The following is a 23,914-nucleotide window of genomic DNA, read 5'->3' as shown; positions in this document are numbered from 1 at the left end:
CGGTACGCCCGACGGCGAAACCCCGGTCATTCGCTCGTGTCGTCGATGTCTCCGGTGTGCACCGACAGCACGCCCGGCTGTTCGGACAACACGGACAGCAGTTCGTTGACCGTGCGCGGGCCGAGCAGCCGCAACCTCAGGTCGATCACGTGCCGCGCGCGCACCAGCGTCCCGCCGCCGGGGTCGTCCTCGTCCGGCTCACGCCGTTCGGTGGCGGCCTGCTGCACCGAGTAGCCGGACCGGGTGGCCAGTTCCAGGATGGCGCGCAGGGCGCCCTCCCCGTCGCGGTAGCTCACCCGCACCACGGTGGTCGCCGGGCGGGACCTGGTGAACAGCCGGATCAGCGGCGGATACCCGTAGACGACCAGGAAGTGCGCGGCGGTGACGAACACCGCCAGCCACGGCAGCCCGGCAGCGCAGGCGCAGCCCACCGCGGCGCTGACCCAGACCACCGCGGCCGTGGTGAGCCCGCGGACCACGTCACGCCGGACGAAGATCAGCCCGCCGCCGATGAACCCGATCCCGGAGACGATCTGCGCGGCCACCCTGGACGGGTCCAGCACGACCCGGCCCTCGGTCAGCACATCGGTGAAGCCGTACTTGCTGATCAGCAGGAACAGTGCCGCGCCGAGGCCGACCAGGGTGTGCGTGCGCAGCCCCGCGCTCTTCTGCTTGAGCTCGCGCTCCAGCCCGATCAGCGAGCAGAGCACCAGCGCCGTGGCCAGCTCCGCCACCTGCGTCCAGCCCTGCCCGGACGGTTCGCCGAGACTCCACACCATCGATCACCCCTTCCGCATCCCGTAATCCACTGTAGACAGTCAGGGAACCGGGCGGAGGTCTCAGGAAGTGACCGACGCCTTGTCCGCGGGCACCCGGTGCCGCGCGCTGAGCCGGTAGCCGATCGCGAGCACGACGCCGACCACCGGCGTGACGTACAGCGCGATCCTGGTGTCCTCGGTGAACCCGAGCAGCACCACCACCAGCGCCAGGAACGCGAGACCGAAGTAGCCGGTCCACGGCGCACCGGGCATCCGGAACGCCGCGGCGGGCAGCTCGCCGGCGTTGACCTTGCGGCGGTAGCGCAGCTGGCAGAGCAGGATCACGCCCCAGGTCCACAGCACACCGACGGTGGCCACACTGGTCACGTAGGTGAAGGCCTTCTCCGGCACCACCGCGTTGATCAGGATGCCGAAGGCCATCACCGCGGCCGAGGCGTAGATGCTGTTCGCCGGCACCTTGCGGGAGGAGAGCTTGGCGAACGGCTTCGGCGCGGACCGCTGCACGGCCAGCGTGCGCAGCATCCGCCCGGTCGAGTAGATGCCGGAGTTGCACGAGGACAGTGCCGCGGTCAGCACGACGAACTGGATGATGCCGGCCGCGCCGTGGATGCCGATCGCGTCGAAGGCCCGCACGAACGGGCTTTCTCCCTTGTGGAACTCGGTCCACGGCACCAGCGAGAGCAGCACCACCAGCGCGCCGACGTAGAACACCGCGATCCGCACGACCACGTTGTTGATCGCCTTCGGCAGCACCTTCTCCGGGTTCTTCGCCTCGCCCGCGGTCAGGCCGATCAGCTCGACCCCGAGGTAGGCGAACATGACGCTCTGCAGGGCGAGCAGCGCGCTGCTGCCGCCGTTGGGGAAGAAACCGCCCTGGTTCCACAGGTGCGCGAAGCTGGCGGCCTCACCGGCCGGGCCGAAGCCGAAGATGATCACGGCCAGGCCGAGCAGGATGGCACCGATGATGGTGACCACCTTGATCATGGAGAACCAGAACTCGAACTCCCCGAACACCTTCACCGAGATCAGGTTGGCCAGGAACAGCGCGCCGAGCACCACCGCCGCGGTCACCCACTGCGGGATGGACGGGAACCAGTACTGCACGTAGATCCCGGCCGCGGTGATCTCCGCCATCGCGGTGACCACCCACATCAGCCAGTACACCCAGCCGGTGGCGAAGGCGGGAAAGCGGCCGAGGAACTCCTCCGCATAATCGGCGAAACTACGCGAAACCGGGCGATACACCAGCAATTCGCCGAGCGCGCGCATGATCAGGAAGATCACCACACCGGCCACCGCGTAGCTGGCGATCAGCGCCGGGCCGGAGCTCTCGATGGCCGCACCGGCGCCGAGGAAAAGGCCGACGCCGATGGCGCCACCGATGGCCATCATGCTGATCTGCCGGTTCTTCAGGCCACGCTCGTAGCCCTCGTCGTCGACACGGTCAAGGCCCACCGGCTCGCTGGCTGATGCACTCATCGTCGGCCCTCCACGCCCCACAGGCGGCTGTTCGATTGGTTAGCAGCCGTTCACTTGACCACCGGAACCGCACGATAACCGTCTGGGTGACCCGGGCCACCGCGGGGGTCGGCCGAGCGGGGCGCGGTCAGACCGCGGCCGGGGCGACGGTGGGGTCGCATTCGTCGAGGCCGACCTGCGCACCTCCGGCGACCATGATCCGGCCTGCCGTCCGGCTCGGCTCGCGGCCGTGCGCGGTCAGCAGGTTGTCCACCAGCAGCAGGTCGCCCTGCCGCCAGCGCTCCCGGAAGGTGGCCGCATCGTACGCCTTGTTCAGCGCGGCCACGTCCTCATCCGTGATCACGTCGCCGTTGCCGAACGCGGTGTCGCACAAGGGCTCGCCGCCACCCGGCCCGGCACGGAGCCTGGCTTCGAGCGAGCGCGCGTTGGCCGCGGTGACGTGGTTGAACCACAGCTCTTCGCCGGTGTGCGGATGCCGGATGATCGCCGAGCGCAGCCGTCCGGTGCGCAGCCGTCCCGACTCCCAGGCACAGGAGATCAGGTTCTCCGCGCAGTAGCGCTCGACATCGGCCCTGGACCGGATGCGGCATTCCGAAAACTCCGACCGGCGGCGCTCGTGGCTGCTGGTGAGCCGCCAGCCGAAGGTGCGGAACTTCTCCGCGAGCCCTTCCGGCAGGTTGCGCAGCACCGCGCGGCAATCGGCAACCTGGGTCGCACCACCGTGTTCGGGCGCGACCAGGCAACCGAACAGCAGGGTGCCGGGGAAGGTCAGCGCGTAGCTGTTCTCGTTGTGCATCCGGATCGGCCGCGCCGGGTCGCGTTCTTCCCGGAAGCAGATGTCGTCCCCGAAGGACGGTCCGCGGCGCACCTCGCCCGGCGGCGGCAGGATCACGTCACGGACGGCGACGAATTCCCGCACGCTGCGCACCGGCAGCCCGCGCAGCACGAGCGCGCCGTGTTCGTCGAGTGCCGCCCTGATCTCGGTGCGAGCGGCGCACAACCAGGTGCGCGCCTCGGCGAGGTCACGGATGCCCGGCGCCTCCACCCTCGCCGGCCGTCCCCTCTGCAGCAGTATTTCCAAGGCCTGGCCTCCCCCGCCAAATTTCTCCCCGCCGTGGAAAGAATTCTTCCCCCAGACGAAACCGTTCAAGCAGTTCCCCGATCCTCTCACGACCGGGTGCCGCCATTTCCGCCGAAGGCATCCGCCGGCCCATTCGACGGAGGGCGGGGCGGGCCTCGCGGTGCCGCCGAGGGCCCTTGGCGAGGGGTGCGGACAGTGTCCCCAACAATCGCCACTCACTCGTTAGTGTGAACTCTGCGTGATTATTGTTGCGTATCGGAAGCAAACAAGTGGTCGGCCACCCCGGCTAGGGCCAGGTGAGTGAGCACGGGATCAGCGACCACCCCCGCACCCACACCGAGAGTCGTCAAAGCCCAGGTGAGAGGCGGTTTGATCGATCAGCGCCGGCCGCGCCACGAGCTTCGATCCGGACCGGAAAAGGGTCGCACGGGCAGATGCACGAGCAGGTGGGCGATGCAGATGGAGCGTGCATCTGGTGACCGAGCGTTAGCGACGAACTCCCACGACCGTTTGTCGTGGCTCCCCGACCGCTGACCGAAAACCCGGCTGCTTCGCGAGCGCGTACGCGTCCTTCTTCGTCATGATTAACCGTGCTGAAACGGCACACAGGGGCCCGACAGTAAAACGCGACCCCCTGCTGACACAGGGAGCCGCGTGGATGTCCACAACTTCTTAGCGGATAACCAGGAAGATTGAGAACGACAGTGACTGTACAGCTTTCTCACGGCGCAACGCCAGATGAACCACCCAGCCAACGCACGGTGGGCGGCGCCTTGTCCTGCCTCGCCCATCGGGTGCTCGGCAGGTGGGCGACCACCCTGCGCGCGGCCGTCCTGCTCGGCCTCGTCGTGGTCGGCGGGCTCGCCGCCTCGATGATGCTGCTGCGGAGCGCGCCGGCGGTCAGCCTGTCCGTCTCGGTGACGGTCGTGGCCAGCCTCATCGTGGCCATGCTGACCGGACCGCGGCACCGCGCCAGGCTCTGACCCGACCGGTGCCCGCGCCGCGGATCGGCTTCCCCGGTGCGGGCACCTGGCCCGTTTCACGCCGGCGGCGCGAGTACCACCACGGCGTTGTGCCCGCCCATGCCGAGCGAGGACTTCACGGTGAGGCCGTCCGCGAGCGGTGTCGGCCCGTCCAGCAGCTGCGGGTGTCCCGGCGCGACCCTTGGCGGTGCCGGGATGAGCCCGCGCTCGTAGCCGAGCGCGGCCGCCGCCACCTCTACCCCGGCCGCCGCGGCCTGGCAGTGCCCGGCGAGCGGTTTGACCGAGTAGACCCTGGCGGTGGCCGGGAAGAACTCGCCGAGCAAGGTGGCCTCGGCCCGGTCGCACTGCCGGGTGCCGGGGCCGTGCGCGTTCAGATAGCCGAGCGCGTCCGCCGGCACGCGGGCATCGGCGAGCGCGTCGCGGAAGCACTCCCGCACCTGGGTCAGGTTCGGCTCGATCGACGTGACGTGATGCGCGTCGTGCGACATCGCCCCGCCCACGACCCTGGTGTAGACGTTGGTGTCGCGGTTGGACAGGACGAACGCGACCGAGGCCTCACCCATGATGTAGCCCCGGCTGCCCTCCTGGAACGGACGGCAGGCGTCCAACGGCTCCGCGTCGGTGACGGCGACCCCGAGCCGTTCGAAGTGCAACAGGTTCTCACAGGTCGCCGACACGTCGGTGGACACGAACACCACGTCGTCGACGAGGCCGCCGTCCAGCCAGGACTTCGCCGTGATGAGCCCGGCGTTGCCGGAGGCGCACATCGCGGACACCACCATGGACGGGCCGTGGAAGCCGTACTCCTGCGCCAGCAGGGACATCGGGGTGGACGGCATCATCGCCAGGTAGCCCCGCACCGACTGCCGGCCACCATGCTCCACATAGAAGTCACGCCACAGGTCGACCTCGCCCTGCACCGTCGCGTGCAGCAGGCCGACTCTCCGGCCAGGCAGCCAGCCGCGACGGCCAGCGTCGGTGATCGCCTCACGGGCGGCCGCCCGCATGGCCCTGGCGAAACGGCTCGGCCCGTCCTCGGGGTCGCCGCCGTCCGGAATGCGCGCCACCCAGGCGGTTTCGTCCTCCTCGACGCCGTAACCTTCGACGAGTGCGGCGGCCGGTTTGGCTTCGAGCAGCCCGTCCCACAACATTTCCCGTCCCCAGCCGTAGCCGGTGACAGCACCTATGCCGGCAATTCCCATCCCTTGGGGGCTCATGGTCGCCCTCTCTTCCTTCTCCGCGCTGGGTCCACCTTAGGGGGACATGTATTGACAATCGCTCACCGAACCGATATATGCACAGCCAGTGATCGCAACCGCGGGTATCCAGGTCTCGTTGAGGGGTGTTCACGCGGTCCACGCCGCCTAATGTGGGGACAAACAAACCACCGTGATCGAGACCCGGCACGGATGACTGGCGGATCGGACTGAACATGGAGGCTCACGCCCACGAGACCGAGGAAACCGGCGGGCTGGCCATGGACGCGGAGCTCAGTTACGAGCTCGTCGCCGATCTGGCCCTGTCCGCCGAGTCCGCGGCGATGTGGTCGTTCGACCTGGCGGCGGACACGGTGGCCTGGATGCCGGAACTCGCGGCCGTGCTCGGTGTCCCCGATAACTCCGCGGCCGAAGAGAACGAGATCAGCGTCCGCCTGGTCAAGCTGATTACCCCGTTGGTGGAAGCGGCCCGTTCCGTCAAGGGCGGGCAGGACCTCGAGCTCGAGCAGCCGTACCAGACCCCGGACGGCGAGTCGCAGTGGATCCGGTTCCGGGCCAGGGTGTTCGGCGAGCAGGCCGCGCGCGGCCTGCTCGGCATCGCCAGCAACGTGACGGAACGGCACAACGACCGCCAGGAGCTGAGCGACCTCGCGGACCGGTACCGGCTGCTGGTGGAGCTGAGCCCCGACGGTATTTGCGTGCACGAAGCAGGAAACCTGGTCTACGCGAACCCGGCCGCGGTCCGGCTGGTGAACGCGAACTCCGTGGCCGACGTGCTGCAGCAGCCGATCGTCGGTTTCGTGGACGCACACTCGGTCCGGCAGATGCAGGAGCGGATCAGTTCCCTCGAAACGCCGGGGGCCCGCTCGGACCCCGCGGAGGCCGAACTCAAGCGGTTCGGCGGATCCACCATCACGGTGGAGTCGGTCTCGGTGCGGACCACCTGGGAAGGCCGCCCCGCGTACCAGGTGATCATGCGCGACATCACCGCGCAGAAAGCGGCCCAAGCCGCCCTTCGCTACCAGGCCGCGCTCATCGAGCACGTCAGCGACGCGATCATCGCGACCGATGGCGACGGGGTGGTGACGAGCTGGAATCCCGCCGCGGAAATGGTCTACGACCGTCCGGCCACCGAGGCCATCGGGCGTCCGGTGGACGAGCTGGTCGGCGCCGAGCTGCTGCCCGGCGCCGTGGTCGCAGCCGGCGGGTTGACCGAGGCGATGCACCGGCGGCCGGACGGCACCGCGCTCACGATCCGCGTCTCGGCGGCCCAGATGGACAAGGGCTACGTGCTGGTCTGTGCCGACGAAACGGCGCGACGGCGCGCGGAGCAGCAGTTCAGCACCGTGGTCGCCGCGCTCGACGAAGGTGTGGTCGTGGTCGGCCCTGCCGGTCTCGTCGAATCGGCGAACCCCGCCGCGCAACGCATTCTCGGCGTCACCGAAGCGGAGATCTCCGGGATCGCGCTGTCGGTGCTGCTGCCGCTGTACGACGAGGCGGGATCGGCCCTGCCGCCGCACGCCTATCCCTCGGCGCAAACCCGCCGCACCGGCATCCCGCAGAACGGCAGGGTGCTGCGCGTGCAGCGGCCGGACGGGCAGAGCGTGTGGGTGTCGCTGACCTGCCGGACGCTCAACCCGGACGACGACGCGCCGCCTTCGGTGGTGCTTTCGTTCACCGACATCACCGAACGGCGCGCGATCGCGGAACGGCTGGCGCACGAGGCGACCCACGACCCGCTGACCGGGCTGGCCAACCGGACGCTGGTGATCCAGCGGCTCGGCGCCGCCATGCGCACCCGCAGCCCGGCCGAGATGACCGCGGTGCTGTTCATCGACCTGGACAAGTTCAAGGTCATCAACGACTCGCTCGGGCACAGCGTCGGCGACAAGGTGCTGCGGATGGCCAGCGAACGCCTGCGGGCCGGGGTGCAGCCCGGCGACCTGGTCGGCAGGCTCGGCGGGGACGAGTTCGTGGTGGTCACCCTCGGCGCCGGCGACATCGAGGCGATCACCGCGCTCACCCACCGGCTGCGCAAATCGCTGGCCGAGCCGATCACGGTGGACGGCAGGCAGCTGCACGTGGACGCCAGCATCGGCATCGTGCTCGCCGAGGCCGAGGACACCAGGGCCGCCGAGGACCTGATCCGGGACGCCGATGTGGCCATGTACCAGGCGAAGACCCTCGGCCGCGGCCGCTGCGAGTTCTTCGACGTCGAGCTGCGCGAACGCATGCAGCGGCGGCTACGGCTCGAACAGGACCTCCGCGACGCGCTGCGCTGCGGGCAGCTGTGGATCGCCTACCAGCCGGTGGTCGACGTGCAGACCGGCCGGATGGTGTCGGTGGAGAGCCTGCTGCGCTGGAACCACCCGGCGCACGGCGTGGTGTCGCCGACCGAGTTCATCCCGCTGGCCGAGGAAAGCGACCTGATCAACAGCATCGGCTCGCACATGCTGCGGGCCACCACCAGGGAGCTGGCCGACCGCCGGGAGCGGCACCGGCTCGACACCCACCTCAAGGTGAACCTGTCCGCGCGGCAGCTGGACGATCCCGAGCTGGTGTCGCTGGTGCAGGAAGCGCTCGCGGACACCGGGCTGCCGCCGGAGGCGCTTTGCCTGGAGATCACCGAAAGCGCGCTGATGCGGGACTCCGCGGCGGCCACCGAGGTGCTCACCGCGTTGCGCCGGCTTGGTGTCCGCCTCGCCATCGACGACTTCGGCACCGGTTACTCGTCGCTGGCACAGCTCCAACGGCTCACCCTGGACACGCTGAAGATCGACCGCTCCTTCGTCGCCGACCTCGGCCAGTCGAAGGACGCGGAGGCGATCGTCGCCAGCATCATCGCGATGGCGCACGCGGTGGACCTCACCGTGGTGGCCGAAGGGGTGGAGAACGAGCGGCAGCTGGAGATCCTGCACCGGCTCGGCTGCGATCAGGCGCAGGGCTTCTACCTCGGCCGCCCGGCCGCCGCCGACGATCTCTTCCCCTCCATCCCACCCGACCGTCCGTGAAGGGCCCCTTGCCTACCTTCAACGTAGGTAAGGGGCCCTTCACGGACAGTTCAGGACGGACAGGTCAGGACTGGTGGAGCAGGCGATCGCGTAGCTCGGGGCTGTCCGCCAGGCCCTCGCGCAGCATGTGCTCGCGGAAACCGGCCCACAGCTCGCGCGGCGCCTGCTCCCAGTCGAGAGCGCCCTGCGGCGGCTCCGGGTCGTACTCGATGCCGAACTGGATCTGCTTGGCGACCTCGGCCCCGGCGAACCGCTCCACCAGGTGCAGCGCCATGTCGATGCCGGCGGCCACCCCGGCGGCGGTCAGCACCGGCCCGTCCTCCACCCAGCGCCGGGACACCGGGGTGGCCCCGAACTCGCTGAGCAGGTCCACGAACGACCAGTGCGAAGTGGCTTCCCTGCCCTTCAGCAGCCCCGCGGCGCCGAGAATCATCGAGCCGGTGCACACCGAAGCCATCACTTCGGCCTTTTCCGCCACGGACCGCACGTAGCCGATCAGTTCCGGGTCGACGGCCGCCTTGGCGGTCGGTACGCCACCGCCGGGCACCACCAGCACCGCCGGTGCGGGGACCTGGTCGAAGGTGTGGCTCGCGGTGATCCGCAGCGGGGTGTCGGTGTCCCACCGCTCGATCCGGGCGCCGACCACCACCACGCGATAGCCGGGGTCGAACGCGGCCAGCGAGCTGAACACCTGGAGCGGCCCGACCAGGTCGAGCACGGTGAACCCGGGGTAGAGCAGGAAGGCGACGGTCTTCGGTTCATCGGTCATACGGCCCAGACTGGCCGAACCGGCGGTACCGGGACGGCCGATGGCCGGATCCGGGGACAACCCGTCCCACCGCCGTTCGGCCTATCGGTGGTGGTGCGCTCGGGCCCCGGGGCGCCACGATCTAGGCTGAGGCTGATGCGTTCATACTTTTGGGCCGTGCCGGTGCTGGCCGGGGTCGCGCTCTTCTTCTCCGTGCGATGGCTGGTCGGCTCGCTGCCCGACGCGCATATCGACCTCGAGGTCTACCGGTTCGGGGTCGAAGCCTGGTGGCGCGACGGTGACATCTACGGTCCGCTGCCGCCCACCACCGGCGGGGCCGAACTGCCCTTCATCTACCCCCCGTTCGCCCTGCTGGTGCTCAGCCCGCTGGCCATCCTGCCGTTCGACGCCGCGGTGGTCAGCCTGTTCGTGGTCAGCTTCCTCTGCCTCGCGGTCACCCTCTACGTGGTGACCAGGCAGGCGTGGCCCTCCGGCGGCGCCCGCGGCGCGATCGTGGTGTCCTCGGCCGCGCTGCCGCTGACGGTGTTCCTGGAACCGGTGGCGCAGACCTTCGAGTTCGGCCAGGTGAGCCTGATCCTGATGGCCGTGATCGCGGTCGACTGCCTGGCCCCGAAGACCTGGTGGCCGCGCGGGCTCGGGGTCGGCATCGTGGCGGCGATCAAGCTGACCCCGCTCGCCTTCCTGCTGTTCTTCCTGGTCCGCAAGGACTACCGCGCGGCCATCACCACCGTGGTGACCGCGGTGGTCGCCTCCGCGATCGGTTTCGTGGTCGACTTCGGCGCGTCCACCGCCTACTGGTTCGGTGGGCTGGCCGGCGCGGCCGGGGTGAGCGGTTCGGCGTTCCGCACCAACCAGACCATCGAGGCCACGCTGACCAGGATGAACCTGTCCGACGGAGTGACCAAGGTGCTGTGGCTGGTGCTGGTGGCCGTGCTGGTAGTGCTGGTCGCGGCCGCGATGCGCCGGTCGGAACCGGTGCTGGCGCTGATGGCGAACGCGGGGCTCGGCCTGGTCGCGTCGCCGACGTCCTGGTCGCACTACTGGGTATGGGCGGTGCCGGCGATGCTGGTGATGGCCGGTTACGCGGCCCGCCGGTGGCGCGAACGGTCCTACGCCATGCCCGGCTGGATCGCCGCCGCGCTGCTCACCGCGGTGGTCTGCTACCTGGCCCCGTTCCACCAGCTGCCGCCGTCCGGGTTCCCGGTGGTCAAGCAGCACTGGACGGTGCGGGAGCAGCTGCTCGGCGCGTCCTACGTGCTGCTCGGGGTCGGCCTGCTGCTCGCCTACGCGCTGCCCCGGCTGCGCGGCAAGCGTGCGCCCGCCCCGAAGGTCACGCCCGCAACGCTGCCCGCCGATGCTGCCACTCCGTGACCGCGTCGCAGCCCGCGTCCAGTTCCGCCCGCAGCAGAGCGGTCTGCTGAGCGGCCACTTCGGTGCCCAGCAGCTCGGCGACCCGGCCGGACGTCAGCTCCTGTAGCGCGTCCCACGGTGTGCTCGCCAGCCTGCCGGTCTCCCGGCCGGGTTCCGGCGGCGGCAGCTCGTCCTCGATCCCGGCCCGTCCGGCCGCGAGCAACGCGGCGACCACCAGATGCGGCTGGGCGTCGGCGCCGGCGAAGCGGAATTCGAGCCGCAACGAACGGTCCTGCCCGGCCACCCGCACCGCCGCGGTCCGGTCGTCCACGCCCCAGCGCAGCACCAGCGGGGAGAACGGCGCGCCGCGCAGCCGCGCGTAGCTGTTCCAGCCGGGCGCCCACAGCGCGGTCAGCGCCCGCGCGTCGCGCAGCACCCCGGCCAGGAAAGAGCCCAGCACCGCGGAAAGCCCGGTGCCACCGGCAGAGGACGCACCTTCACCGTCCACAGTGGACAATGAGAGGTGCACGTGGCAGGAACTGCCCTGCCCCGGCGCCGGTGCGGCCAGATAGCTCGCGGTTACCCCGTGCTCGGCGGCCGCGGCACGGACGATCGACTGCTGGAGCATGGCGTCGTCACAGGCCGCCAGCGCGTCCCGGTGACGCAGCACGATCTCGTACTGGCCGGGATGGCATTCCGCGCGCGCCGACTCCACGCCGAGCCCGGCACGCGCCAGCGCGGCACGGACGGTGCGCAGCACCGGGGTCATCCGCTCGGTGCCGCCCACCGCGTAGTCGACCCCGTGCGCGGTGAGCGGATTTCCTTCCACGTCAAGGAAAGTGACCTCGTGCTCGATCCCGGCCGACGGCACAAGGCCGATCCGCTCCAGTGCGGCCAGCTGCCCGGCGAGCACGGTACGCGGCGCGGCGAGCACCGGCGCGCCGCTCGGCCACTCGACGTCGCAGACCACCGCCATCGCCCGCTCGTCACCGGGCAGCGCGCTCAGCGGAGTCAGCGTGGCCAGGTCGGGCCGCATCCTCAGGTCGCCGTAACCGCCTAGGTAGGCGGCGAGTTCGCCGTCCGCGTCAATGGGCAGCGCGTCCCGTTCGAGGGTCCACGCGAACACGTACGAGCACAGCCCGTACCCGCCGTCGAGCACCTCCTCGGCGACGAACCGGCCGTCCAGGTCCACCGCCGCGAACCGGCCGTGCGGGTCGGGCACCAGCAGGCTCAGCCCGGTGACCGCACCGGCGGCCAAAGCCTCGCGCAGCGCCGGTTCGGCGGCGCGGGCCGCCTCCGCGCGGGCGGCCAGGGTGCGCGGACCGAGCGGACGGGCACCGTTCACCACGCGCCGGCCGGATCCGGCGCGTGCAGCGGGTTGGGCACCCTGCCCCAGCGCACGTCGAACTCGTCGTCCCGCTCCACCTTGTCGAAACCCTTGCCCGCCAGGTGTTCCCGGTTCAGCGTGACGCGCTCGACCTCGGGCGCGAAGAGCCGGCAGGCGTCGAACCGGTCGGCCAGGGCGGGATTGCGCTCGCGGAACCGGGTGACCACCTCGCGGACCAGCTCCCAGAACCGCGGCCGGGGCAGGCCGAGGTCGTCGGCCATGATCTCCGCCCAGAACCGCAGCTGACCGGAGAACACCGAGCTGAACAGGGACTGCGCCAGCAGGTGCGCCGGCCAGCGCAGCATCTCCCCCGCCGCGTCGGGGTCCAGCGACTTGTAGCACTCCAGGTCCTCGTCCAGCAGGTCGACGCCCTGCGCGAAGTCCTTGATCAGCACCCGCAGCGGCCTGCCTTCGGGGTCCACGATCAGGATCAGGTTCTGGCCGTGCGGGCAGAACCCCACCCCGTAGTTCAGCAGCCACTGCAGCAGCGGGGTGAGCAGCAGGTCGAACACCTTCGCGCACCACTGCTCGGCGGACCAGCCGGAGCGGTTGACCAGCTCGGCGAGCACCGAGACGCCCTCGGTGTCGCGGTAGGGCAGCGCGGCGAACGAAAGCGCCTGCTCGTCCTCGCCGACCCTGGCCCGCAGCGGTTCGCGCCACAGCGCGCCGAGGGTCTCGTGGAACCGGTAGGGCAGCTCCTCCAGCGCGCCGAACAACGGGTGCCGGACCGAGACGCTGGCCACCTCGCCGAGCAGTCCGAACCGGTACTCCTTGGCCAGCAACGGATCCGCGTCGCTCAGCCGCCGCAGCCAGCTGGTGATGGCCGGCCCTGCCAGCGTGGCCGCCGAGTTCAGGCCGCGGTAGACCAGTGTGTTGCGCACCGACAGGGCGGTTTTCACGTCGCGGCGATCCGGACGGCCCACGTTCGCCAGCGTCCGCACCGTCTGATGTGGACGGTAGTGGTCGTGTCCCTGGCCGAGGTCGATCAGCGCACCGGTACTCAGCTCGGCCGCGTACAGCGTGCCGATGATCTCGTCCGCCTGCCACGGATGCACCGGCACCCAGTGGTAGTCCGCCGGGTCGCCCACCTCGGCGATCCGCTCGGTGAACTCGGCCCGCTGCGCGGCGTCCAGCTCCTCGTGCAGCAGCACCTGCTCGCTGAGCTCCTCCACGCACCGGAACTCGGCGAGCTCGCGATGCACCGCGAACCAGTTCAGCACGATGTCCGCGCCGGACTCGGGGGCGTATGCCTCGCGGTCGGCGGCGGAGAAGCCGATCCTGCCCTTGTTCAGCACCAGCCTCGGATGCCCGGTCAGGTGCCCGTCCGCCAGGTCGTAGTCCATTGTGGACAGCTTTTCCGCGCTGGGCGCCCGACGCAGCCTGGCCGCTTCGTTCGCCACCGTCGCGGTGAGCTCGGCAAGCACGTCGGCCAGCCTGAGCCCGGTCAGGCCGAGGGTGGCGCGCGCGTCCACCACCAACATGCGGGGATCCTCCGCGGGCGCCGGCGCTGCGTCGCCCTGCTGCCTGGTGGCGGTGCCGGGCGCGACCGCGAGCGAGTCGAACGCACCGCGGCGGGCCCGGAACTCGTAGCGCACCCCGCCGGGCAGGTCGAGCCGCCACAGCCGGTGCCCAGTGCCCTCCGGCTCGACCGGTCCCGGTTCGAGCAGCCCTTCGTAGCAGAGTTCGCCGAGCATCTTGTGCACGATCAACGCGCCCGCGTCGCGCCACGCGGTCTCCTGCTCGGGCAGGTCGTCCTGCATATTCACAGCGCCTCCGTGTCGGGGAGTCCAAATCTAGTGAAAGCGGTGCGTTCCGGCAGCCGGTAGACCTGACGCCCGCAGACCGAGTTGATGATGGACGCCGCCCGCCAGGCGGCGAGGCCGAGGTCGGGGGCGCCGACACCGTGCGTGTGCCGTTCCGCGTTCTGCACGAACACCGAACCGGTGATCTCCGGCGGCAGCTCCAGCCGGTAGTCGCGGCTCACCACCGGCCTGCCGCCGCCGTCGGTACCGAGCCGTCCGGCCAGCGGCCCGAGCAGTCGTCCGGTCGAGGTCTCCGCGTAACCGGTCGCCGCGACCACCGCGTCGGTGCGCACGGTCGCGCTCCGACCCTGCTCGCCGTGTCGCAGCCCGAGCGCGAAGCCGTCGGCGTCCCGTTCGGCCGACACCACCTCGACCCCCGGCATGACGGTGACCTCGGGCCAGCCGCCGCCGACGCTGCGCAGGTAGAGCTCGTCGTGGATGGCTTCGATGGTCTCCGCGCCGATCCCCTTGTACAGCTGCCACTGCGTGGGCAGCATCCGGTCGCGGACCGGCTCCGGCAGGCCGTGGAAGAACGTGGTGTAGTCCGGGGTGAACTGTTCGAGCCCCAGTTTCGAGTACTCCATCGGCGCGATCGCCCTGGTCCTGGCCAGCCAGCGCAGGCCGCGCGAAGTCGGGCGCCGGCGCAGCAGGTCGAGGAAGACCTCGGCGCCGGACTGGCCGGAACCGACCACGGTGACCGTGCCGGCCGCGAGCAGCCGCTCCCGCTCGGTGAGGTAGTCCGCCGAGTGCAGCACCAGCGCGCCCGGGTCGTCCACCCAGTGCCGCAACGGTTCCGGCACCTGCGGCGAGGTGCCGAGGCCGAGCACCACGTTGCGGGCCAGCACCGGTTCGGCGCCGTCGACGGTCAGCCGGAACGCCTTCTCCTCGGCCGCCCAGGCGACCTCGGTCACCTCGGCGCCGAACACGCAGCTGGACAGCCGGTCGCTCGCCCACCGGCCGTAGTCGTCGTACTCCGCGCGCGGGATGTGGAAGCGCTCCGCGAAGTAGAACGGGAAGAGCCGGTCACGGTCCCGGAGATAGTTCAAAAAGGACAGTTCGCTGGTCGGGTCGACCAGGGTGACCAGATCGGCCAGGAAGGGCACCTGCAGCGTGGTGCCCTCGATCAGCAGCCCGGGATGCCAGCGGAACTCCGGGCGCCGGTCGAACAGTGCGACGTCCAGCCCGGACACCGGCTCTGCCAGCGCGGCCAGCGACAGGTTGAACGGCCCGATGCCGACGCCGGCGAGATCGAGAGGCTTCACAGGACCTCTACGCTCTCCGGGTCCACGCCGGCCGAGGAGAGCACCGCGAGCTCGGCGTCGGCGGTCTCCGCCACCAGCCGCAGCAGCCCCGTGTAGTCGGCGGCACCGGCGTTCGGGTTGAGCAGGGTCAGCTTGAGCCAAAGCTCGTCCGTGTCATCCCTGTCATCCCTGTCGTCCGGTCCGCCCGGCATGGTGGCCCTGCCGATCACCGCGGCGCCGGACTCCAGCAGCGTCCGGCGCACCCGCGCGATCAGCGCGTCCGCCATCGGCGCGGACAGCCGGTCCGCGACCGACGGCCGGAACAGCACCGTGGACAGCGCCGGTCGGCCCCAGAGCCGCAACCGGGGATGCTCCGCGATGGACTCCGCGACCTCGGCGGCCGTGCGGCAGCAGCGCAGCACCAGCTCACCGATCCCGGCCGTGCCGAGCGCTCGTGTGGTCACCGCCATCCGGAAGGCGTCCGGCCTTCGCGAGGTCCGGATGGAACGGCCGAGCAGATCCGGCAGTCCGGCCTCGGTGTCGTCGTCGGCGTTGAGGTACTCGGCGCGCACGGTCAGCGCGCCCAGCCGCCGCGCGTCGCCGGTGGCCAGCAGGCCGGCCGAGATCGGCTGCCAGCCGAACTTGTGCATGTCCAGCGCCACCGAGTCGGCGAGGTCGAGACCGTCGAGCAACGGGCTGAGCTCGTCGCTGCACAGGGCCATGCCGCCGTACGCGGCGTCCACGTGCAGCTGGGCGCCGAAGTCGCGGCACACCTCGGCGACCGCCCGCAGCGGATCGATCTCCCCGGTGTTCGTGGTGCCCGCGGTCGCCACCACCACGGCAGGCCCGGTCAGCGTCCGCAGTGCGTCCGCCAGCGCAGCCGGCGCCAGCCGGTCCCCAGGGCAGTCCACCACCAGCGGCGCGGGCAGCCCGAGCAGCCACGCGGCCCTGGCCACGCTGTGGTGCGCGGTGCGCCCGCACACCGGGCGGACGACGTGTTCCGGATGCGCCTCCCGCGCGAGCAACAGGCCGAGCAGATTGGATTCGGTGCCACCGGTGGTCACCACCGCGTCCGGCGACTCCGCCTCCGGGTAGCACAGCCGGGCAAAAGCGCCGCAGAACTCCCGTTCCAGCTCACTGGCCACCGGCGCCTGGTCCCAGGAGTCCATCGACGGGTTGAGCGCGCTGGCCACCACGTCCGCGGCCACCGCCAGCGCCAGCGGCGGGCAGTGCAGATGCGCGGCGCACCAGGGATCGGCCGGATCCACCGAACCGGCGGCGAGCAACCTGCTCAGCTCGACCAGCGCGCGTTCCGCGCCAACTCCCCGAACCGGCAGTAACGGAGGCAGTTCGTCGGTCATCGCGGCGGCCACGCTCGCGGCGACCGTGGCCGGCCCGCCGGCCGGGGCAGCACCGCCGCGTTCCGCCGTACCCTCGGCCAAACCGTTGAGGGCCAACGGAATCAGCTCCGCCAGCCGTTGATGACCGTGCTCCCCACCCGCCAGCGGCACTTCGGGCCTTGACTCACCCACTCAAGCTCCTTAGGTATGCCTACCCTCAGCAACAATACGGCCCGGGGGCGGGCTGGGAACATCGGGTAGCCATCCATACACACCATGTCCTGGGGGTGTGCGTCAATGGGGGTCGGGTAGTTCCCCGCGGGACGGGTTCGGGTGACCGGTTTTGTCGGGGGTCGCCGATAGAATTCGAGTATGGACACTGACAAGGGTCGCGAGTTGTTGAAGGACATTCAGGTTATTCAGGAGCAGAAAAATAGGTTGGAGGCAAAGCAACTCCGGTTGATAGCACAGTTAAATGAGGTTGAGGCAAGAAACAGAGGGGGTGCCAGTGGAGTTGGCGCTCGGGCTGATGATCACCGAGAACATGGCCGATAAGCAGATCGCGTTGACCGAGGCGTTGGTGGCATGGCTGCCGAAAACGGTGCAGGCCATGGAAAGAAGGCCCGCGAAGTCGACGCCTGGACCGCAAAATCGAACCGGGTGAGGCAGCACTAGCGCGGGGCGAGGCCGCGAACCTGGTCGAAGGGGTCGGTACCGGTCGGCAGCAGGGCGATCACCGGGGTGTCCAGTCCATTATCCACATAGGACTGCACTTTTTCCCGGCACTCGTCGATGCTGCCGTGCACGATGAGGTCGTCCACCACCTCGTCCGGGATCACCTCGTTGGCCTTCTGCCGCTCCCCCGCTGCCCATGCTTCGTGCATCGGGGCCAGCAGTTCCTTGCGGCCGAGCCAGTCGTGGAACGCGGCGTACACCGGCACGGTCAGGTAGCTGCTGATCAGCATCCGGCCGAGACCCCGCGCCGCGGCGGCGTCTTCGGTGGGGCAGACGAAAATCCTGGCTGCCAGCTCCACGTCCGGGCCGATCTCCGCGCGGATCTTCGGCACGTCGCCAGGGGCGAGCCAGTTCGTGATGGCGCCGTCGGCTTCGTTCGCGGCCAGCTTGAGCATGCCCGGCCGCAGCGCGGCCAGCATGATCGACGGGGCCGGGTCCGGGGTGCGCTCCAGCCGGAACTTGCGCACCGAGAACGTCTGGTAGTCCTCGGTCACCTTCTCCCCGGCCAGCGCGGCACGCAGGAACCGCAGGGTGTCCCTGGACCGGGCGAACGGCTCGGTGAACTCGGTCGCGTTCCAGTTCTGCACGATCACCGGCGAGGACGTGCCGATGCCGAGCACGAACCGGCCCGGCGCCAGCTCGGCCAGCGTTGCTGCGCTCATCGCGAGCAGCCCCGGCCCTCGGGTGTACACCGGCACGATCGCGGTCCCCAGCCGGAGCTGCGGGGCCCACTGCGACGCGAGCAGCAGCGGCGCGAAGGCATCCGTGCCGGCCGTCTCCGCCGACCAGGCGTCGGTGTAGCCGAGGTCCGGCAGCTCCTCCACCAGCTCCCGATGCGCGGCCAGCGGCACCCCGGTGAGCGGAATCGTGATTCCCCAGCGCTTCATGGCAGTCTCCTTCACCCGAGTTCCCGTTTGATCCATTCCACCTGGGTTCGCATCAGGTTCTCCGCGACCTCTTCCGCCTGCGGCGTCATATGCGTCGCACCGGCAAGCGGCAGGAAGGTGTGCGCCCTGCCCTTGGCGAGCAGCGCCGAGGACAGCCGCAGGGCATGTGCGACGAACACGTTGTCGTCGGCCAGCCCGTGCACGATCAGCAGCGCCCGGCGCAGCTCGCCGGCGTCGGCGATCAGGGAGTTCCGCCGGTAGGTCTCCGGGTCCCGCTCCGGGGTGCCCAGATAACGCTCGGTGTAGTGCGTGTCGTACAACGACCAGTCGGTGACCGGCGCGCCAGCCACCCCGGCGTGGAACACATCCGGGCGCCGCAGTACCGCCAGCGCGGACAGGTAGCCGCCGTAGGACCAGCCGCGGATCGCCACCCGGTCCAGATCCAGCTCCGGGTGCTCGGCGGCCACCGCGTGCAGCGCGTCCACCTGATCGGCCAGGGTGACCTCGGCCAGCCTGCCGGCCACCTCCCGCTCCCACGCCGGGCCGCGCCCCGGCGTGCCGCGGCCGTCCGCGACCAGCACCGCGAAACCCTGGTCGGCCAGCCACTGCGAGGTCAGGAAGGCGTTGCGGGTCTGCAGCACGCGTTGCGCGTGCGGGCCGCCGTACGGGTCCAGCAGTACCGGCAGCTTCTCGGCACCCGGCCGATAGCCGGTCGGCAGCAGCAGGGCGGCCCGCAGCCCGCGCTCGCCCACGGTCAGCCAAGCCGGTTCCGGCACCACCCCGGGGTCCACGGGGTACGAGCCGATCTTGGCCACCGCGTTGCCCTCCCGCAGCACGGCGACCTCCGGCCCGCTGTGCGCCAGGCTCCACGAGGACAGCACGGTCACCGCCGCCGTCCCGGAACCGACGTGCACACCGTCCGAAGTGGACAGACGCTGGACCGTGCCGTCCGCGGTGCGGTAGACGTGGATCTGCGTCGGGTCCTCCGCCGACGCGCTGAACAGCACCTCGTGCCCGACGTGCAGCACGGACCGCACCTGCAGCTCCGGGCCGGTCACCGGCTCACCGTCCACGAACAGCCGGTAGGCCCCGTCGGCGACACCGACCCGGATCAGCCTGCCCGCGGCGTCCCAGGCGGGCACCCCGGTCACGATCTCGACCCAGTCCGGGTCGGTTTCGGTGTGCAGCAAGGTGGTGCTGCCGTCGGCCGGGTCCACCCGGTGGATCTCCAGCCGGCGCTGGTCCCGCGGCTGCACCGCCAGCAGCGGGTCGCCGGCCGCCGACCAGTGCACCGCGGCCAGGTACTCCCAGTCGCCACGCTGGACGTCCACCCGTGAGCCGTCCAGGCCGAGGAAGGACAGCGAGACGGTCGCGTTCGTGCTGCCCGCGGCCGGGTACGCCACCGTGTTCACCGGCGTGGCCGGATTCGCCGGGTCGGCGATGTTCCACCGGGGCACCGCGCTCGCGTCGGCACGCTCGGCCAGCACCGTGCGCCCGTCCGGGGACCACCAGTAGCCGCGGGTGCGGCTCATCTCCTCGGCCGCGATGAACTCCGCCAGCCCCCAGGTGACCTGCTCGCCCGCTTCCTCGGCCAGCACCCGGTCCTCGCCGCCGGCGAGTTCGACCACCCGCAGTGCCCCGTCGCGGACGTAGGCCACGTGCGTGCCGGGCGGGTTCGGCCGCGGGTCGACCACCGAGCCGTCCACCAGCGCGGCCGTCTCCCCTGTCGCCAGGTCGACGGTGTAAAGCTTGCCGGACAAGGAGAAGGCGGCCAGCCGGAACGCGGTGTCGACCGCGTAACCGACCACGCCGCCGGAGGTCTCACGGCTGCGCTCGCGCCTGGCCCGCTCCTGCGGCGGCAGGTCCTCCTCGCCGGGCAGCAGCTCGGCGGCGTCCACCACCTTGGACTCGGCGCCCGTTTCGAGGTCCAGCGTCCACAGGCTGTTGCGCCGGTCCACCCCCGACTCGGCCCGCAGGAACAGCAGCCGCCCGCCGTCCGGGGAGACCCGGAACTCCTTGGGCGCACCCAAGGTGAAACGCTGAGTACGGGCCTGTTTGCGCAGGAAGGAAAGAGCTTCGGTCACGCCTCGCACTCTTTCAGACGATCACGTCCGCGCGCCAACAGCATCCAGTTTCGCCAGCTCGTCCGCCACGTCGAAGGCGGGCTCGGGGAACCGGGGGCCCAGCTCGGTCAGCGTCTCGGTGAGCAGCCGGGCGACCGCCCAGTTCCGGTACCACTTCCGGTCCGCCGGCACCACGAACCAGGGCGCGTGCGCGGTCGACGTCCGGCGCAGCACCTCGGCGTAGGCGCGCTGGTAGCCGTCCCAGTGCGCTCGCGCGTCGAGGTCGTCGGGGCTGTACTTCCACCACTTCGCCGGGTTCTCCAGCCTCGCCCGCAGGCGCTTGAGCTGCTCCTCCGGCGAGATGTGCAGGAACACCTTCACCACCGCGGTACCGGCCTTGACCAGCTCGGACTCGAAGGCGTTGACCTCGGCGTACCGCGCCCGCCACTCGGTCGCCGGCAGCAGCCGCTGCACCCTGGGCACCAGGATGTCCTCGTAGTGCGAGCGGTCGAAGGCGCCGATCTGCCCCGGTGACGGCAGCTGCTTGCGGACCCGCCACAGGAAGTGGTGCCGCCGCTCGGCCGTGGTCGGCTTCTTGAACCCGGCGTAGTGCACGCCCATCGGGTTGACCAGGCCGAGCACGTGCCGGACGGTGCCGCCCTTGCCGGAGGTGTCCATTCCCTGGAGCACCAGCAGCACGCTCCGCCGCCCGCCGCCGACCCCTTCCGCGTAGAGCGCCTCCTGGAGCTCCTCCAGCCGCGCCCTGATCGCGGCGAGCTCACCGAGCGCCTTGGCCTTCTTGCCGGGCCCGACCGGGGACGCCGCCGGATCCGGCAGCGCGGCACCCTTGGCCACCCGCAGCGCGTCACGCACCGGGGTCCGGGAATGATCACGCGATTTCATCAGGCGACCATAGCTCCGGCGGCGAGGACCGGCCCGTCATGCCGGCGGTGTCACCCTCGTCTTCGCCGGATCAGGTTACGCAACGTTCAGCGGGTCTGATCAACGAAACCCGCAATGAACACTGCTCACAAGCAACGTTTTCCGGATGAAGTGCCGCACCCGCAGGATCTAACCTGAACGCATGACGACCTTCGCCCGTGACACCATCGCGTCCGCCGCCGAGTTCATCGCACTCGACGACCGCTGGAGCACGCACAACTACCACCCGTTGCCAGTGGTGGTCGCCGAGGCCGAGGGCGCCTTCGTGACCGATGTGGAGGGCAAGCGCTACCTGGACTTCCTCTCCGGCTACTCCGCGCTGAACTTCGGGCACCGCCACCCCGAGCTGATCGCCGCCGCGCAGGAGCAGCTCGGCCGGGTGACGCTGACGTCGCGGGCCTTCCACCACGACCAGCTCGGCCTGTTCTGCCAGGAGCTCGCCGAGCTGACCGGCACCGAGATGGTGCTGCCGATGAACTCCGGCGCGGAGGCCGTGGAGTCCGCGGTGAAGGTCGCCCGCAAGTGGGCCTACCAGGTGAAGGGCGTGCCGGACGGGATGGCCGAGATCGTGGTCGCCGGGTCGAACTTCCACGGCCGGACCACCACCATCGTGTCCTTCTCGAACGACGAGACGGCCCGCGCCGACTTCGGCCCGTTCACCCCCGGTTTCGTCACCGTGAAGTACGGCGACTCCGACGCGCTGCGCGACGCCATCACCGAGCGGACCGCGGCCGTGCTGCTGGAGCCGATCCAGGGCGAGGCCGGCGTGATCGTGCCGCCGGACGGCTACTTCGCGGACGCCCGCCGGTTCTGCGACGAGGCCGGTGCCCTGCTGATCGCGGACGAGATCCAGTCCGGGCTTGCCAGGACCGGCACCGTGCTCGCGCTGGACCACGAGCGGGTGCGCGCGGACCTGTACACCCTGGGCAAGGCGCTCGGCGGCGGGATCATGCCGCTGTCCGCGCTGGTCGGCCGCGGGGACGTGCTCGGCGTGCTGCGTCCTGGCGAGCACGGCTCCACCTTCGGCGGCAACCCGCTGGCCTGCGCGATCGGCCGTGCGGTGCTCCGGCTGCTCGGCACCGGCGAGTTCCAGCAGCGCTCGGCCGCGCTCGGCGCGCACCTGCACGACCGGCTGGGCGAGCTGGTCGGGCACGGGCTCGCGGAGGTCCGCGGGCGCGGCCTCTGGGCCGGCGTGGACATCGCGCCCGGCGGGCCGACCGGGCGGCAGGCGTCCGAGGGGCTGGCGCGGCGCGGGGTGCTCTGCAAGGAGACGCACGACAACACGCTGCGGATCGCGCCCCCGCTGGTGATCGACCAGGAGGACCTCGACCGCGGCCTGGACGCCATCGCGGAGGTCGTCCGGCTGTGATCGGTTGATCCGACGTCTGGTGAACTTTCGCCGCCTCCCGTGCGTTGCGCGATCATCGGGGGAACGCGGAGGGAGTCATGATGGGCGCAGGCGCTGAACGGCCTTTGGTCGATGGCCGGCACGGCACGGCCGACCCGGACGAGCTGTACGCCAGGGGGAAGGCGATGCGGGAGTCCGCCCCGCCCGCCTCGCACGACCACGAGGCGGCTGGGGCGCGGCGACCGGACGCGCTGGACTTCGTGGAAAGCAGCAACGAGGGCAGGCTGGAGAACCTGATCCCGCTGCGGATCGGGCGGATGGCGTCCTCGCCGTTCGCCTTCTTCCGCGGCGCCGCCGGGCTGATGGCGGCCGATCTCGCGGACGCGCCGGTGAGCGGGCTCGACGCCCAGCTCTGCGGGGACGCGCACGCGGCCAACTTCGGGCTGTACGGCACCCCCGAAGGCAACATCGTGATGGACATCAACGACTTCGACGAGACCGTGCCGGGGCCGTGGGAATGGGACCTGAAACGGCTGTCCGCGAGCCTGGTGCTGGCCGGGCGCGAGGGCGGAGTGTCCGAATCGGACTGCCTGGAGTCCGCCGAGGACGCGGTCAAGTCCTACCGGCGGACCATGCGCGGGCTGGCCGAGCTGCCGTTCCTGCGGTCGTGGAACGCGCTGCCGGACTCCTCGGTGCTGAGCAAGGCCAAGGCGCACGACCTGATCGACGATTTCGAGGAGGCCGCCGACAAGGCGCGCAAGAATACCAGCGCCAAGGTGACCGCCAAGTGGACAAGGCACCTCGACGACCACGAGACGGGTACCCGGCGGCACCGGTTCGTCGAGGACCCGCCGGTGCTCACCCATGTGGACGACGCGACCGTGGACGCGGTGCACGAAGGACTTCGATCCTATGTGGACACACTTCGGGAGTCGCGGCGCAACCTGATCGCGCGGTACCGGATGTCCGATGTGGCCTTCCGGGTGGTCGGCACCGGCAGTGTCGGGCTGCGCAGCTACGTCGCGCTGCTGCACGGCAACGAGGACGAAGACCTGGTGCTCCAGGTGAAGGAAGCGCGGCCGTCGGCGCTGGCCGGGTACCTGGACCTGCCGCCGGCAGAGCACCAGGGCGAGCGGATCGTGCGCGGAGCGCGGCTGGTGCAGGCCGAGACGGACATCCTGCTCGGCTGGACCACGATCGGCGGCCGCGGGTTCATCGTGCGGCAGTTCCGCAACCTCAAGGGCGACATCGACCCGACCGAGCTGCGCGGCAACCACCTCGACGACTACGGCAGGCTGGCCGGTGCGCTGCTGGCCAGGGCGCACGCCCGCTCGATCCATCCACGGCTGCTGGCCGGCTACTTCGCCGAGGACGAAGACCTGGACGAGGCGATCGGCCGGTTCGCGGTCCGCTACGCCGACCAGACCGAAGCCGACCACGCGGCACTGGTCACCGCCATCGAACAGGGCCGCTTCCCCGCCGAACTCGACGACTGACCTC

Annotated in this window: 18 protein-coding genes; 6 read left to right on the top strand and 12 right to left on the bottom strand. The window is 70.7% G+C overall.

Translation table 11 applies throughout. The annotated features are described in order from the left end of the window. Nucleotides 1-26: 26 nt before the first annotated feature. From AMYNI_RS0130925 to AMYNI_RS0130915, 3 genes are all read right to left on the bottom strand, one after another. Nucleotides 27-779 (bottom strand): MgtC/SapB family protein, encoded by a 753-nt coding sequence (locus AMYNI_RS0130925; RefSeq protein ID WP_020671974.1) that lies wholly within the window; start codon nucleotides 777-779, stop codon nucleotides 27-29. A 60-nt stretch (nucleotides 780-839) separates the two neighbouring features. Beyond that, nucleotides 840-2,258, bottom strand: coding sequence for an amino acid permease (locus tag AMYNI_RS0130920; protein ID WP_051116383.1), 1,419 nt, complete (start codon nucleotides 2,256-2,258; stop codon nucleotides 840-842). A 127-nt stretch (nucleotides 2,259-2,385) separates the two neighbouring features. Next, nucleotides 2,386-3,339, bottom strand: coding sequence for a TauD/TfdA family dioxygenase (locus tag AMYNI_RS0130915; RefSeq protein WP_026361164.1), 954 nt, complete (start codon nucleotides 3,337-3,339; stop codon nucleotides 2,386-2,388). Between the two features lie 761 nt (nucleotides 3,340-4,100). Here AMYNI_RS0130915 and AMYNI_RS45675 point away from each other — a divergent pair. Then, nucleotides 4,101-4,322 carry a hypothetical protein gene (locus tag AMYNI_RS45675; RefSeq protein ID WP_020671971.1) on the top strand — a complete coding sequence of 74 codons (222 nt, stop codon included), beginning with the start codon at nucleotides 4,101-4,103 and terminating at the stop codon, nucleotides 4,320-4,322. A gap of 56 nt (nucleotides 4,323-4,378) precedes the next feature. Here AMYNI_RS45675 and AMYNI_RS0130905 read toward each other — a convergent pair whose 3' ends face one another. Beyond that, the gene (locus tag AMYNI_RS0130905; protein ID WP_026361163.1) at nucleotides 4,379-5,539 is read right to left on the bottom strand and encodes a beta-ketoacyl synthase N-terminal-like domain-containing protein; all 1,161 of its coding nucleotides are present in this window, start codon (nucleotides 5,537-5,539) and stop codon (nucleotides 4,379-4,381) included. A 215-nt stretch (nucleotides 5,540-5,754) separates the two neighbouring features. Between AMYNI_RS0130905 and AMYNI_RS0130900 the strand changes: the two genes are divergently transcribed. Further along, nucleotides 5,755-8,550, top strand: a complete 2,796-nt coding sequence (locus AMYNI_RS0130900) for a sensor domain-containing protein (RefSeq protein ID WP_020671969.1) — start codon at nucleotides 5,755-5,757, stop codon at nucleotides 8,548-8,550. A gap of 64 nt (nucleotides 8,551-8,614) precedes the next feature. On the opposite strand, the gene AMYNI_RS0130895 is transcribed toward AMYNI_RS0130900, so the two are convergent. Further along, complete coding sequence (locus AMYNI_RS0130895) at nucleotides 8,615-9,319, bottom strand: DJ-1/PfpI family protein (RefSeq protein WP_020671968.1); 705 nt, start codon at nucleotides 9,317-9,319, stop codon at nucleotides 8,615-8,617. Nucleotides 9,320-9,454: 135 nt separating this feature from the next. Between AMYNI_RS0130895 and AMYNI_RS0130890 the strand changes: the two genes are divergently transcribed. Further along, nucleotides 9,455-10,690 carry a glycosyltransferase 87 family protein gene (locus AMYNI_RS0130890; RefSeq protein ID WP_040406092.1) on the top strand — a complete coding sequence of 412 codons (1,236 nt, stop codon included), beginning with the start codon at nucleotides 9,455-9,457 and terminating at the stop codon, nucleotides 10,688-10,690. On the opposite strand, the gene AMYNI_RS0130885 is transcribed toward AMYNI_RS0130890, so the two are convergent. The 4 genes from AMYNI_RS0130885 to AMYNI_RS45670 are packed head-to-tail and all read right to left on the bottom strand — an operon-like array spanning nucleotide 10,650 to nucleotide 16,631. Beyond that, nucleotides 10,650-12,017, bottom strand: a complete 1,368-nt coding sequence (locus tag AMYNI_RS0130885) for a type I glutamate--ammonia ligase (protein ID WP_020671966.1) — start codon at nucleotides 12,015-12,017, stop codon at nucleotides 10,650-10,652. The genes AMYNI_RS0130890 and AMYNI_RS0130885 overlap by 41 nt on opposite strands. Then, nucleotides 12,011-13,816, bottom strand: coding sequence for an IucA/IucC family protein (locus AMYNI_RS0130880; protein ID WP_020671965.1), 1,806 nt, complete (start codon nucleotides 13,814-13,816; stop codon nucleotides 12,011-12,013). The genes AMYNI_RS0130885 and AMYNI_RS0130880 overlap by 7 nt, the downstream gene beginning before the upstream one ends. 2 nt (nucleotides 13,817-13,818) lie before the next feature. Next, a complete protein-coding gene (locus AMYNI_RS0130875) occupies nucleotides 13,819-15,120 on the bottom strand; it encodes a lysine N(6)-hydroxylase/L-ornithine N(5)-oxygenase family protein (protein ID WP_020671964.1) in 1,302 nt (433 codons plus the stop codon). Then, nucleotides 15,117-16,631, bottom strand: coding sequence for a pyridoxal phosphate-dependent decarboxylase family protein (locus AMYNI_RS45670; protein ID WP_040406091.1), 1,515 nt, complete (start codon nucleotides 16,629-16,631; stop codon nucleotides 15,117-15,119). The genes AMYNI_RS0130875 and AMYNI_RS45670 overlap by 4 nt, the downstream gene beginning before the upstream one ends. Nucleotides 16,632-16,947: 316 nt before the next feature. Here AMYNI_RS45670 and AMYNI_RS49310 point away from each other — a divergent pair, with 316 nt between their 5' ends. Next, the gene (locus tag AMYNI_RS49310; RefSeq protein WP_020671962.1) at nucleotides 16,948-17,103 is read left to right on the top strand and encodes a hypothetical protein; all 156 of its coding nucleotides are present in this window, start codon (nucleotides 16,948-16,950) and stop codon (nucleotides 17,101-17,103) included. Between the two features lie 7 nt (nucleotides 17,104-17,110). Here the strand turns inward: AMYNI_RS49310 and AMYNI_RS0130860 are convergent, their stop codons facing one another. Genes AMYNI_RS0130860 through AMYNI_RS0130850 form a run of 3 tightly spaced genes read right to left on the bottom strand, consistent with a single transcriptional unit; the run spans nucleotide 17,111 to nucleotide 21,027 of the window. Next, the gene (locus AMYNI_RS0130860) at nucleotides 17,111-18,061 is read right to left on the bottom strand and encodes an LLM class F420-dependent oxidoreductase (protein ID WP_020671961.1); all 951 of its coding nucleotides are present in this window, start codon (nucleotides 18,059-18,061) and stop codon (nucleotides 17,111-17,113) included. An 11-nt stretch (nucleotides 18,062-18,072) separates the two neighbouring features. After that, complete coding sequence (locus AMYNI_RS0130855; protein ID WP_020671960.1) at nucleotides 18,073-20,145, bottom strand: S9 family peptidase; 2,073 nt, start codon at nucleotides 20,143-20,145, stop codon at nucleotides 18,073-18,075. A 21-nt stretch (nucleotides 20,146-20,166) separates the two neighbouring features. Beyond that, a complete protein-coding gene (locus AMYNI_RS0130850; protein ID WP_157357520.1) occupies nucleotides 20,167-21,027 on the bottom strand; it encodes a PPK2 family polyphosphate kinase in 861 nt (286 codons plus the stop codon). 181 nt (nucleotides 21,028-21,208) lie between these two features. On the opposite strand from AMYNI_RS0130850, the gene rocD reads away from it, so the two are divergent. After that, on the top strand, nucleotides 21,209-22,435 hold the full coding sequence (rocD, locus tag AMYNI_RS0130845) for an ornithine--oxo-acid transaminase (protein ID WP_020671958.1): 1,227 nt from the start codon (nucleotides 21,209-21,211) through the stop codon (nucleotides 22,433-22,435). Between the two features lie 80 nt (nucleotides 22,436-22,515). After that, entirely contained in the window at nucleotides 22,516-23,910 is a 1,395-nt protein-coding gene (locus AMYNI_RS0130840) for a DUF2252 domain-containing protein (RefSeq protein ID WP_040406089.1), read from the top strand. Nucleotides 23,911-23,914 lie beyond the last annotated feature (4 nt).

Source organism: Amycolatopsis nigrescens CSC17Ta-90 (genome assembly GCF_000384315.1).
GTDB lineage: Bacteria > Actinomycetota > Actinomycetes > Mycobacteriales > Pseudonocardiaceae > Amycolatopsis > Amycolatopsis nigrescens.
This window is presented reverse-complemented; position numbering and strand designations above follow the sequence as displayed.